A 14,062-nucleotide genomic window follows, 5' to 3' on the forward strand; every position below is an offset into this window, starting at 1 on the left:
TAATGACAGCTCAATCAGGAAATTCCGGCCGCACGCTGCGTGGTCTGGTCGGCGATATCGGCGGCACCAATGCGCGCTTCGCCGTGGCCGAACGGACGGATGGCAAGACAACCCTGTCCGATTTCAAGTCGCTGGAATGCGGTGACTATCCGGACGTCTATCACGCGCTTACGGCCTATTTCGGCATGATCGGTGGCCGTCCGGCGCTCGACTATGCCTGCGTCGCCGTGGCCGGTCCGGTCAAGGATGGCCGGATCAAGTTCACCAACCTGAGCTGGATCATCGAGGAGCGGTTGCTGGCCGAATCCGTCGGCGCCCCGAAGGCGCGCCTGATCAACGACTATGCCGGCCTGGCCTTCGCCCTGCCGCACCTGGCGGATCAGGACGTCAAGACGATCGGGCCGGTGACGCAAGGGTTCGGCAATGTCCACGCCGTCATGGGCGCCGGGACGGGCTTCGGCGCCTCGGTGCTGGTCGGCGGGGCTTACGGTCCCTACTGCCTGTCGACCGAAAGCGGCCACATCAGCTGGGCGCCCGTCAACGACTACGAAGCCGAAATCCAGCGCTTCCTGCGCAAGAAGTACGGTCGCGTCACGGTCGAGATGCTGCTGTCAGGCCCTGGCCTGGTCAACCTCTATCAGGCCATCTGCGCCATTCGTGGTGAAGGCACCGAGAATCTGACGCCCGCGCAGATCACTCACCTGGAAGGTGAAGACGCCACGGGCAGCCGCTATACGGTTGAGGCCTTCTTCGACATCATGGCCAGTGTCTGCGGTGACCTTGCCCTGGCGCACGGGGCGACCTCAGGCATGTTCATGGCCGGTGGCATCGCGCCGCGCCTGATCAAGCATATCGACGAACTGCGTTTTCGCGCCCGCATGGAAGCCAAGCAGCCGATGGTGCATCTGGTGTCCGCCATTCCGTCGCGCATCATTATCCATCCGTATGCGGCCTTGCTGGGTTCGGCGAATGCGCTGACGGACCATGAAATAACGGCGTCATAATTGGCCGGGAGCGATGTTCGGAAAAGTGTGCAGTGGTTTTCCGTATAAACATCGCGAGCAAATTAAAGAGCTGGAGCATGATGACTGTTTCAACCCAAAGTCATCATGCTCTCGTCAGGGCTTGCGGCTTGTGGCTCCCCCCTTTAAGGGAGGTGCTGACAAAGCCGTGGGCCGCGAGACGCTCCGTGAATACTGTTTGTAATGCTTGAGGAAGCGACCATGTCCCAGAACCATAAAGTCCAGAAGTATATGACCATGGGCCCCGTCCTGCCGGTCATGGTCATCTCCCGGATCGAACACGCCGTGCCATTGGCTCAGGCGCTGATCGCCGGCGGCATCAAGGTGCTGGAAATCACCCTGCGCACCGACTGCGCGCTCGACGCCATCAAGCTAATCAGCCAGGAATGCCCGGACGCGGTCGTCGGCGCCGGCACGGTCCTGACGCCCAAGGACGCTGAAAAGGCCGCCAAGGCCGGCTCGAAGTTCGCCGTTTCTCCAGGTCTGACCAAGGATCTGGCGCGTCAGGAAGCGCTGCCGCTGCTGCCGGGCGTTGCGACCTCGTCCGAGGTCATGCAGGCCATGGAATGGGACTATACCTACCTGAAGTTCTTCCCGGCGGTGCCGGCTGGCGGCGTCAACTACCTCAAGGGCATCGGCGGCCCGCTGCCGCAGGTCAAGTTCTGCCCGACCGGCGGCGTCGACGTCAAGAACGCCGCCGACTTCCTGGCGCTGCCGAACGTGCTGTGCGTAGGCGGTTCGTGGGTTGCACCGGCGAAGGCAATGGAAGAGGGCAACTGGGCCGAAATCACCCGTCTGGCGGCTGAGGCCGTCGCGACTTTCGGCAAATAAACCTTAAGACTTGCGAAGGCACTCTCTCTTCGCGCACAACACGATAAAAAATAGGGCATGACGGCGCATTGCGCCAGATAGGCATGCTATTGACAAATTTGCACAGGTGAAGAAACTTTTGCCAGTAATCGGCGGATATTGGAACGGCATTCAGTGAATCAAACCAAGGCTCTCCCGGAAGGCACGACGCCCGTTCCGGGCATTGCGGGTGCCGTTTCGACCATCAATGATGTGGCGCGGCTGGCGGGCGTGTCGATCAAGACCGTGTCACGCGTCATGAACGATGAGCCGAATGTTCGCGATGAAACGCGCGCCAAGGTCAAGCAAGCCGCTGACGTTCTGCACTATCGTCCGAACCTGCTGGCCCGGTCATTGGCCGGCGCGCGCAGCTTCCTGCTGGGCTTGCTCTACCATAACCCGGTGCCGACCTATATCATGGAAATGCACCAGGGCGTGGTGCGTCGCTGCCGCGAAAGCAATTATCACCTGCTGGCTGAACCGCAGGACCTGACGGGCGGCGAGGTGGAAAAGTCGATCGCCAATCTGCTGTCAACCATCCGCCTCGACGGGGTCATCCTGACCCCGCCGCTGTGCGACATGGCGGTGGTGCTGCAGACGGTCGAAGCCGCCAACGTGCCCTATGTTCGCATCGCGCCGTTTCTCTATCCGGGCCGCACGGCGACCGTGCGTATGGACGAGGCGCGCGCTGCCTACGAGATGACGCAGTACCTGCTCAAGATGGGGCACCGCGATATCGGCTTTATCATGGGCCACCCGGAACACGGCGGTACGCACCTGCGCTACAAGGGTTTTATGAGCGCGATGCGCGATGCCGGCATCGAGCCGAAACCTGAATGGATCAAGCAGGGTTATTTCAGCTTCGAGTCGGGTGTCGATGTCGGCAATGCCTTCTTCGCCGATGGCCAGGCCCGTCCGACCGCCATCTTTTCTTCGAACGACGACATGGCGTTCGGCCTGATGAGCGTGGCGCAGCGACTTGGCATCCACATTCCGGATGAACTGTCGATCGTTGGTTTTGACGACACGCCGGGCTGTGAGCTGATCTGGCCGCACTTGACCACGATCCGCCAACCGGTGACCGATATGGCGTTCGCCGCCGCCGACATCCTGTTGGAGCGCAATAATGTTGACGAAGCCTCGCCGCCGTTCAGCAGCGTCGTCCGCGAACTGCCATTTACGCTGATCGAACGGGATTCGGTCCGGAAGCTTTAGCGTTAAAATCCTCCAATAAGCGAGGACTTTCCGAGCCTCTTGAGGCGAGGCAAGGGCGACTGCCCGCTCGAGCTTATGCGAGGAGCCTAGCGGCGCTTGAGCGGCAAAAAGCCATAAAAAAAACCCGATGAACCGGAGTTCATCGGGTTAAAGGCCAGTGCCTTCCAAATAATGCCACATTTAAGAAGGCGCTTTAAAACCGCACGCTGACTGGCATGAAAAAGGGAAAGAGCCAGGCACCGCCGTTTTAAAGACAAACCTCTTTCCGTCAAAAACTGACGCAAAGAGGAAACAGGGTAGGTGTCATATATTGATATCTGACAACGCTGTCAAATAAATAATGAAAGCAAAAATATTTTTCTTTGGAAAAACGTCGTTACGCCTTATTTTATAAGGAATTCATTAAAGCAACCGACTTGACGGCGGTTGATAGCGCTGTCAATAGTCTCCATGGAAGAACCGGAGCCAAAAAACATCCGGAACAGGCGCAGGTGTGGCGGGTTTGCAGGTGTTGACCTGGGCTTCCGGCTGCGATCAAACTGAATAATAACACTGATACAGCGGCAGGAGCACTATGTCCGACACACGTCAAGCAGCCTTTGGGCTAGCCACCCTGAGAAGTTCGCGCACCCTGAAAATGACGCTTATGTCGGGATTGGGCATCACGCTCGTCCTGGCGCTGGGCATTGCCGGCGCTGCCGAGGCGAAGGCCAAAAAGGCAACCGCCAAGCCCGTTGTCGCGGAAGCGATCATGAAGGTCGATCCGGCATGGCCGGCGGTGCCGGACGCGGGGCTGATCGATCCGAAGACTGAAAAGCGCATCAGCGATATCATGGCGCAGATGACGCTTGAGGAGAAGGTCGGCCAGACCATCCAGGCCGATATCAACTTCATCAAGCCCGAGGAACTGAAGGAATATCCGCTGGGTTCGATCCTGGCCGGCGGCAACTCCTCGCCGAAGCAGAACGAGCGCGCCACGCCGGAAGAGTGGCTGCAACTGGCCGACGATTACTGGCGCGCCAATGACGCGCGCAAGACCAAGGTGCGCATCCCGATCCTGTTCGGCATCGATGCCGTCCACGGTCACGCCAACATGGTCGGCGCCATCGTCTTCCCGCACAATGTCGGCCTGGGCGCTGCCCACAATCCTGACCTGATCGAAAAGATCGGTGCTGTCACCGCCAAGGAAATGTCGCTGGCCGGGGTCGACTGGACCTTTGCCCCGACGGTGGCCGTACCGCGCGACAAGCGCTGGGGCCGTTCCTATGAAGGCTATTCGGAAAACCCGGCGGATGTCGCAGCCTATTCCGGCCGCATGGTCCAAGGTCTGCAAGGCGATGACGGCGGCCGCAATGGCATCAAGCCGGGGCACATCATGTCGACCGCCAAACACTATCTCGGTGACGGCGGTACCAAGGACGGCAAGGACCAAGGCGACGCTATCATCAGTGAAGCCGATCTGGTCAACATCCACAATGCCGGCTATCCGCCCGCCATCGAAGCTGGCGCCCTCTCGGTCATGGTCTCCTTCTCGTCGTGGAACGGCCAGAAGCTGAGCGGCTCCAAGCACATCATCACTGGCGCGCTCAAGCAGCGCATGGGTTTTGACGGTTTCGCCGTCACCGACTGGAACGCGCAAGGCCAGGTGCCGGGCTGCACCAACGACAACTGTCCGACGGCGATGAACGCCGGTATCGACATGTTCATGGCGCCCGATAGCTGGAAGGGGCTCTACAAGAACACCCTGGCCCAGGTGAAGGACGGCACCATCCCGATGGCCCGCCTGGACGACGCTGTGCGCCGCATCCTGCGTGCCAAGCTGAAGGGTGGCCTGTTCGACTTAGCTGCGCCGAAGGACCGTCCTCTGGCCGGCAAGTGGGACCAACTGGGTTCGGCGGATAGCCGTGCCGTGGCCCGTCAGGCAGTGCGCGAATCGCTTGTCCTGATCAAGAATCAGGGCGGCGTCCTGCCGCTCAAGGCCAATGCCCGCATCCTGGTGACCGGTGACGGTGCCGACAATATCGGCAAGCAGTCCGGCGGCTGGACCATCACCTGGCAGGGTACCGGCAATGCCAATTCGGACTTCCCGAACGGCCAGTCGATCTATGGCGGCATCGCCGAAGCGGTCAAGGCGGCTGGCGGCACGGCGTCGCTCAGCGTCGGTGGCGTCTATAAGGAAAAGCCGGATGTGGCCATAGTCGTCATCGGCGAAGACCCCTATGCCGAGTTCCAGGGCGACCGCGCCAATCTTGGCTACAAGGTCGGCGACAGCAGCGAACTCGACATGATCAAGAAGCTGAAGGCCGACGGCATCAAGGTCGTGACGGTCTTCCTGTCGGGCCGCCCGCTGTGGACCAATAACTACATCAACGCGTCGGACGCCTTTGTCGAGGCCTTCCTGCCAGGTTCGGAAGGCGGCGGTGTCGCTGACGTCCTGATCGGTGACGCCAACAAGCAGCCGCGCAACGATTTCAAGGGCAAGCTGACCTTCTCGTGGCCGAAGAAGGCCAACCAGGGCCCGCTCAATGTCGGCCAGCCCGGCTACGACCCGCAGTTCGCCTACGGCTACGGTTTGACCTACAAGGACAAGGGCGACGTCGCAGCCCTGTCCGAAGACTCAGGCCTCGGCAATGAAGCCGTCGTCAATGTCGACACCTACTTCGCGTCTGGCCGAGTCAAGGCGCCGTGGAAGCTGCAACTGGCTGACGCCAATGGTATTGCCGATGGCGACCTTGCGACCTTCTCCAGCCCTGGCGGCATGGTCACGCAAACCGCTGTTGACGCCAATAACCAGCAGGAAGCCGGCCGTTCGCTCGTCTTCAAGGGCCGTGCGCTTGCCGCCATCGTCGGCGAGCCGGTCAACCTCAGTCGTCAGACGACCGGCAAGATGACGGTCGGCATCCGCTACCGCCTCGATGCGCCGCTGCAAGGGCCGGTCGTCATGGCCATGGGCCACAGCCTGAGCGTCCTGCAGATGGTCGATGTTTCCAAGGCGCTGACCGCGCCGGTCGGTGAGTGGAAGACGCTGAAGATAACGCTCGACTGCTTCGTTGCTGCCGGCCAGGACATGAACGCGGTCTCGATCCCGTTCGCCATCGGTTCGGAAAAGCCGCTGTCCATCAGTTATTCCAGCATCAAGCTGGAGTCGGACGAGGGCGATGCAACCTGCCCGGCGAAGTGATTCCGGAGCGATATTCCGAAAAGTGTGACGCGGTTTTCGGTAAATATCGCGACAAGCTAATGGTTATATCCAGAGACCTTGATCCCCGCCCCTGATCCCTCAGGGCGGGGATTTTTGTCCTATGACGCAGGCAGATTCCGACGGTACCGATAACATCGCTATCCCTAGATTGATTCTGCTGTTAGCCTGTGGTTAAGTCATCTTAATTGTATGATATATCGGTCCACAAGAGACCGGGGGAATGGGAACATGCCTGATTTAAAACAATATCTGCCGTCACAGAGCTTCCTGTCGAGCATCGACGTCTGGATCGTGCTCTTCTACGCCGTGTCCATCTTCATCCTGGCCCAGGTCGTCTCGCGCCGCAAAGCCGGCGAGGAGAAGTCGTCCAAGGGCTACTTTCTGGCCAACAACCAGTTGCCGTGGTGGGCCATCGGCGCCTCGCTGATCGCCGCCAACATCTCGGCCGAACAGATCGTCGGCATGTCGGGATCGGGCTACAAGATCGGCCTGGCCATCGCCTCCTACGAATGGATGGCGGCGATTACCCTGATCATCGTTGGCAAGTACTTCCTGCCGGTCTTTCTGCGCAACGGCGTCATGACCATGCCGGGCTTCCTGGAGCAGCGCTTCGGACCCAGTGTGAAGTATCTGATGGCCGTCTTCTGGCTGATCCTCTACGTCTTCGTCAACCTGACCTCGATCCTGTGGCTGGGCGCGACGGCTGTCATCACCGTCACTGGCCTGGACCCGTTCTGGGTGATAACGGGCCTTGGCGTATTTGCCCTGTTGTACCAACTGACCGGCGGCCTCAAGGCCGTGGCCATGACCGATATCGTCCAGGTGACCCTGCTGGTCCTGGGCGGTCTGGTCATCACCGGCCTGACCCTGACCAAGATCGGCGGTTCGCAGGACCTGGCGGGCTTCGTGAATGGCTTCAACACGCTGCACACCAAGTTCCCGGAACACTTCAAGATGATCCTGGACGAAGCGTCGCCGCACTATAAGGAGCTGCCGGGCCTGGCGGTCATCTTGGGCGGCATGTGGATCATGAACATCTCCTACTGGGGCTTCAACCAGTACATCATCCAGCGCGCCCTGGCCGCCAAGGACCTTCCTGAAGCCCAGAAAGGTATCGCTTTCGCCGCCTATCTCAAGCTGCTGATGCCGCTGATCGTCGTCGTGCCCGGCCTCGCCGCCCTGGTGCTGGCGCCCGACCTGGCCCGTCCGGACCAGGCCTATCCAAGCATGATGACCTTGCTGCCGTCGGGACTGCTGGGTCTGGTTTTCGTCGCCCTGACCTTCGCGGTCATCGCCTCGACCGCTTCCAAGATCAACTCGATCGCCACTATCTTCACACTGGACATCGTCGCGCCGCTCAAGCGCGACATTCCTGACACCCAGCTGGTCACGATCGGTCAGGTCGCGGCTCTGATCTCGGTCATCATTGCCATCTTTACGGCCGAGCCTTTGCTCGGCAAGTGGGATCAGGCCTTCCAGTACATCCAGAACTTCACCGGTTATTTCACGCCGGGCATCGTGGTGATCTTCGCCCTTGGCATGTTCTGGAAGCGCTGTTCGACGGCAGGCGCCATCGCCACCATCATCGGCGGTGTCATCATGTCAGCCGCCTGGTCGTACTATGATCCGAACTATCCGTTCATGAACCGCGTCGGCTGGGTGTTCGTTGCCTCGACCGCGCTGTGTGTACTGGTGTCGCTGGTTCTGCCAAACAAGCGCGAGGTTTCGACCCTGACGCTGGAAGGCGTCAGCTTCAAAACCTCTACGACCTTCAACGTGTTGGCGGTCGGCGTCATCGCGATCCTGGTCGGGCTATATGCCTGGTTCTGGTAAGGTCGCGTATTAATTGCATGAAGGGCCCGGCTCGCCTGAGCCGGGCTTTTTTATTGTGTATTCTTTACACTTCTTAACGCCCTTACGGGTTCCTTACTTTTGCTTCCGAAAACCTCATCGCCCTTTTATCGACACCTGCACATTCCTGAAGGGTACGGCGGGGTGCGCCGGGGCAAGAGTTTATTCAGAGCAGAAACACATGTTGGATGCCGCCTTCGAGGTTGCTGATGAGCCCGTCAGTGCAGGAGGCGAACTCAACGCGCTCCTCCACGCTTTGAACGCCCTGCGCAAGGGCCAGTCCGATGTCCGCCTGCCTGCCGACTGGACCGGGATCGCCGGCAAGGTCGCCGACGCCTTCAACGAAGTCGTCGAGATGAATGAACGCATGGCGTCGGAACTGGGGCGGCTGTCGAAATCCGTCGGTAAGGAAGGCCGGCTCAGCCAGCGCCTCAATCTCGGCCACGTCTCTGGCTTCTGGCAGGATTCGGTCGAGTCGGTGAACGACCTGATCGACGACCTGGTGCACCCGACGACGGAAACCGCGCGCGTCATCGGCGCCGTGGCACAGGGCGACCTGTCCAAGACCATGGCGCTGAAGATCGACGACCGGCCGCTGCAGGGCGAATTCCTGCGCACCGCCAAGACGATCAACACCATGGTGGATCAGCTGGGTTCGTTCGCCGCTGAAGTGACGCGAGTTGCGCGTGAAGTGGGTACCGAAGGCAAGCTGGGCGGCCAGGCCAAGGTCGAAGGCGTGTCGGGGACGTGGAAGGACCTGACCGACTCGGTGAACTCAATGGCCGGCAACCTGACCTCCCAGGTGCGGAACATTGCCGAAGTGACGACCGCCGTGGCCAACGGCGACCTGTCCAAGAAAATCACCGTCGACGTGAAGGGCGAAATCCTCGAACTGAAAAACACTATCAATACCATGGTGGACCAGCTGCGCTCCTTCGCGTCGGAAGTGACGCGGGTGGCGCGTGAAGTGGGTACCGAAGGCAAGCTGGGTGGCCAGGCCAAGGTGGAAGGCGTGTCGGGGACGTGGAAGGATTTGACGGATTCCGTGAACTCGATGGCCGGTAACCTGACCTCCCAGGTGCGGAACATCGCCCAGGTGACGACGGCCGTGGCCAACGGCGACCTGTCGCGCAAGATTACCGTGGACGTGAAGGGCGAAATCCTTGAGCTGAAAGACACGGTCAACGCCATGGTGGACCAGCTCAACTCGTTCGCCGCCGAAGTGACGCGGGTGGCGCGCGAAGTCGGTACCGAGGGCAAGCTGGGAGGCCAGGCCGAGGTGCGCGGCGTTGCCGGCACGTGGAAGGATTTGACCGACTCGGTGAACATGATGGCCGGCAACCTGACCGGCCAGGTGCGGAACATCGCCGACGTGACGACCGCCGTGGCCAACGGCGACCTGTCGAAGAAGATCACCGTGGACGTCAAGGGTGAAATCCTTGAGCTGAAGGACACGGTCAACGCCATGGTGGACCAGCTCAACTCGTTCGCCGCCGAAGTGACGCGGGTGGCGCGCGAAGTCGGTACCGAAGGCAAGCTGGGCGGCCAGGCCGACGTTAAGGGCGTCGCCGGGACGTGGAAGGATCTGACCGACTCGGTGAACTCGATGGCCGGTAACCTGACGGGCCAAGTGCGTAACATTGCCGACGTCACCAAGGCCGTGGCCGCAGGCGACCTGTCCAAGAAAATTACCGTGGACGTTAAGGGCGAAATTCTCGAACTGAAAAACACGGTCAACACCATGGTGGACCAGCTGTCGTCCTTCGCGTCGGAAGTGACGCGGGTGGCGCGCGAAGTCGGTACCGAAGGCAAGCTGGGCGGCCAGGCCGAGGTGAAGGGTGTCGCCGGGACATGGAAGGATTTGACCGACTCGGTGAACATGATGGCCGGCAACCTGACCGGACAGGTGCGGAACATCGCCGACGTGACCAAGGCCGTGGCCGCGGGCGACTTGTCGAAGAAAATCACCGTCGACGTTAAGGGCGAAATCCTCGAACTGAAAGACACCATCAACGCCATGGTTGACCAGCTAAACGCCTTCGCGTCGGAAGTGACGCGGGTGGCGCGGGAAGTCGGTACCGAAGGCAAGCTGGGCGGCCAGGCCAAGGTGGAAGGCGTGTCTGGCACGTGGAAGGACCTCACCGACTCGGTGAATTCGATGGCGTCTAACCTGACGGCCCAGGTGCGGAACATCGCCGACGTGACGACCGCCATCGCCAATGGTGAGCTGAAGCGCAAGATTACCGTGGACGTGAAGGGCGAAATTCTCGAACTGAAAGACACGATCAACACCATGGTCGATCAGCTGTCGTCGTTTGCGTCGGAAGTGACGCGGGTGGCGCGCGAAGTCGGTACCGAAGGCAAGCTGGGCGGCCAGGCCGACGTGCAGGGCGTGGCGGGCACCTGGAAGGACCTGACCGACTCGGTGAATTCCATGGCCGGTAACCTGACGGGACAGGTGCGCAACATCGCCGACGTCACCAAGGCCGTGGCCGCCGGTGACCTGTCGAAAAAGATCACCGTGGACGTGAAGGGCGAAATCCTCGAACTGAAAAACACTGTCAACACCATGGTGGACCAACTTCGTTCATTTGCCTCGGAAGTGACGCGGGTGGCGCGCGAAGTCGGCACCGAAGGTAAGCTGGGTGGCCAGGCCAAGGTGGAGGGCGTGTCGGGGACGTGGAAGGATCTGACCGACTCGGTGAACATGATGGCCGACAATCTGACCTCCCAGGTGCGCGGCATCGCCAAGGTCGTGACCTCGGTCGCCAACGGTGAGCTCAAGCGGAAATTGACCGTGGAAGCCAAGGGGGAAATCGCCGAACTGGCCGACACCATCAACTCGATGATCGATACGCTGGCGACGTTCGCCGACCAGGTGACGACCGTGGCGCGCGAAGTGGGCGTCGAAGGTCAGCTGGGCGGCCAGGCCAAGGTGCCGGGCGCGTCTGGTACATGGAAGGGCCTGACCGAGAACGTGAACCAGCTGGCCGCCAACCTGACGACCCAGGTGCGCGCCATCGCCGACGTGGCCACGGCCGTGACCAAGGGCGACCTGACGCGGTCGATCACCGTCGATGCGCAGGGCGAAGTCGCGGTGTTGAAAGACAATATCAACGAGATGATCCGGAACCTGCGTGACACGACGCAGAAGAATACCGAACAGGACTGGCTGAAGACCAACCTCGCCAAGTTCTCGCGCATGCTGCAGGGCCAGCGCGACCTGACCAATGTCGGCCGTATGGTGCTGTCGGAACTCTGTCCGGTGGTCGGCGCCCAGCAGGCCGAATTCTACGTCATGGACAAGCGCGGGCCGAACTCCAAGCTGACCCTGCTGGCCAGCTTTGCCTCGAAAGGCACCAACGACCTCGGCAAGCAGATCGCTCTGGGCGAGGGTGTGCTGGGGCAATGCGCCGTCGAAAAGCGCAAGTTCCTGCTCAACGACCTGCCGGGCGACTATATGGTCGAGATTTCGTCGGGGCTCGGTTCGGCGCCGGCACGCGCGGTCATGGTTCTGCCGCTGATCTTCGAAGGCGAGGCGCGGGGCGTGCTCGAACTGGCCTCGTTCGAAGGCTTCAACCCGTCGCACCAGGCGCTGCTCGACCAGCTGACGGAATCGATCGGTATCGTTCTGAACACGATCGACGCCAACATGCGGACCGAAGACCTGCTGACCCAGTCGCAGTCGCTGGCGCAACAGCTCCAAACCCGCCAGGAAGAACTGCAGCAGACCAACGAAGCGCTCCAGGAAAAGGCTCGCCTGCTGGCCCAGCAGAACCACGAGGTCGAGCGCAAGAACTCCGAAGTCGAACAGGCCCGCCAGGAACTGGAAGACAAGGCCAAGCAGCTGGCCCTGACGTCGAAGTACAAGTCGGAATTCCTGGCCAACATGTCGCACGAACTGCGCACGCCGCTGAACTCGCTGCTCATCCTGTCGGACCAGTTGACCAAGAACCCGGAAGGCAACCTGACGCCCAAGCAGACGGACTCGGCCAAGACGATCCACGCTTCCGGCACCGACCTGCTGATGCTCATCAACGACATTCTCGACCTGTCGAAGATCGAGTCGGGCACGGTGGTGGTGGAATCCGGCGAACTGCGCCTCGACGATCTCAATGGTTACGTCAAGCGCACCTTCAACCACATGGCGGAGTCCAAGAGCATCGACTTCCAGGTCGGCTTCGACCCGCGCCTGCCCAAGTCGATCCATACCGACGCCAAGCGCCTGCAGCAGATCATCAAGAACCTGCTGTCGAACGCCTTCAAGTTCACCCACCACGGCAAGGTCACCCTGTCGGTCGAGCCGGTCATCAATGGCTGGTCGTATGACAATGAAGACCTGAACCGCGCGCCGGAAGTCCTGGCCTTCTCAGTTACCGACACCGGCATCGGCATCGCCGCCGACAAGCAGATGATCATCTTCGAGGCCTTCCAGCAGGCCGACGGCTCAACCTCACGCAAGTACGGCGGCACGGGCCTGGGCCTGGCCATCTCGCGCGAACTGGCGCGTTTGCTGGGCGGCGAGATCAAGCTGCAATCGGTGCCGGGACGTGGCTCGACCTTCGTCCTCTACCTGCCGGCGGTTTATGCCCAGCGTCCGCGCAAGGGCCTGTCCGAGGCCATGATGCGCCTTGACGCACCAGCGGTCGCCCGCATGCCCATGCCGGAAACGGACCTGGCCGCGATTACGGCCGAAGAGCCGGCGCCAACAGTCAACGAGGTCGGTGACGACCGGTCCTTCATCCAGCCGGGTGACTCGATCATGCTGATCGTCGAGAACGATCTCGGCTTTGCCCGCTTCCTGCTCGATGCCGCGCGGGCGCGTGGCTTCAAGGGACTGGTCACCTCGCTGGGCGCTTCGGCGCTGGCGATGACGCACGACCATTCGCCCGACTGTATCCTGCTCGACATCCACCTGCCGGACATGCAGGGCTGGCGCGTCATGGAACGCCTCAAGGCTGATATGGCGACCCGCCATATCCCGATCTGCATCATCTCGACGGATGAATCGCGCGACCGGGCCCTGACGTCAGGTGCGCTGACCTTCGTCGCCAAGCCGATCCAGAACCATGAGGTGGTCGATCAGCTAATGCAGTCGCTGAAGGCCTACATCAACCGCCGCTCACGTAGCGTCATTGTCGTCGAGCCCGACCCCACGCGCCGCGACCAGATCGTTCAGCCGCTCAAGATGGACGGCATCGAGGTCCTGCCGGTCGCCAATGGCGCCGCCGCCTTGAAGCGCATGCGCAAGAGCCCGGTGGACAGCATTCTCCTGTCGGGCGCCGCGCCCGAAGTCGTCAGCGACCTGCTGGAGCAGGGCGAGGCGGCGGACACGATCACCGGTCGCATGCCGGTTATCCTGTTCGGCGATCCGGGTGTCGATGAAAACGCGCTCAAGCGTTTGTCAGCTCTTTATCCGGTCTCGACAGTGCAATCGGCCGATCGTTTGCTCGACGTCCTGACCCTGCACCTGCACCGCCGGGTTGACAGCCTGCCGGGCGAGGCACAGGCGGCTTTAAGCGGCCTGCATGACTCCGACGCCTTGCTGGTCGGCAAGAAGGTGTTGATCGTCGACGACGACGCCCGCAACATCTTCGCTTTGACCAGCGTGCTGGAAGAGCACGAGATGGATATCGTCTCGGCAGACAATGGCCGCGACGCGATCAACATCCTGCTGGACGATCCGGACATCGATATCGTGCTGATGGACATCATGATGCCCGAAATGGATGGGATGGAAACCATTCAGGAAATCCGCAAGGTGTCGCACCTCAAGAATCTTCCGATCGTCGCCGTCACCGCCAAGGCCATGAAGGGCGACCGCGAGAAGTGCATCGAGGCCGGGGCATGGGACTACCTGTCCAAGCCCGTCGACTCCGAACAGATGATCAAGGTCCTGCGCGCCTGGCTGCATCGTTAGGCG

General features: G+C 61.1%; 6 protein-coding genes. All 6 read left to right on the top strand.

Annotated features, from left to right (window positions below; all coding sequences use genetic code 11):
- Window positions 1-2: 2 nt before the first annotated feature.
- A complete protein-coding gene (locus AC1DON_RS00960) occupies window positions 3-1,004 on the top strand; it encodes a glucokinase (protein ID WP_476932858.1) in 1,002 nt (333 codons plus the stop codon).
- Between the two features lie 219 nt (window positions 1,005-1,223).
- On the top strand, window positions 1,224-1,853 hold the full coding sequence (locus tag AC1DON_RS00965; protein ID WP_476932859.1) for a bifunctional 4-hydroxy-2-oxoglutarate aldolase/2-dehydro-3-deoxy-phosphogluconate aldolase: 630 nt from the start codon (window positions 1,224-1,226) through the stop codon (window positions 1,851-1,853).
- Window positions 1,854-2,006: 153 nt separating this feature from the next.
- A complete protein-coding gene (locus AC1DON_RS00970; protein WP_476932860.1) occupies window positions 2,007-3,086 on the top strand; it encodes a LacI family DNA-binding transcriptional regulator in 1,080 nt (359 codons plus the stop codon).
- Between the two features lie 637 nt (window positions 3,087-3,723).
- Window positions 3,724-6,267, top strand: a complete 2,544-nt coding sequence (locus AC1DON_RS00975; RefSeq protein WP_476933463.1) for a glycoside hydrolase family 3 protein — start codon at window positions 3,724-3,726, stop codon at window positions 6,265-6,267.
- Between the two features lie 249 nt (window positions 6,268-6,516).
- Window positions 6,517-8,121, top strand: coding sequence for a sodium/sugar symporter (locus tag AC1DON_RS00980; RefSeq protein ID WP_476932861.1), 1,605 nt, complete (start codon window positions 6,517-6,519; stop codon window positions 8,119-8,121).
- A 199-nt stretch (window positions 8,122-8,320) separates the two neighbouring features.
- Window positions 8,321-14,059, top strand: coding sequence for a HAMP domain-containing protein (locus AC1DON_RS00985; protein ID WP_476932862.1), 5,739 nt, complete (start codon window positions 8,321-8,323; stop codon window positions 14,057-14,059).
- Window positions 14,060-14,062 lie beyond the last annotated feature (3 nt).

This window comes from Asticcacaulis sp. P4_H10, assembly GCF_056400965.1.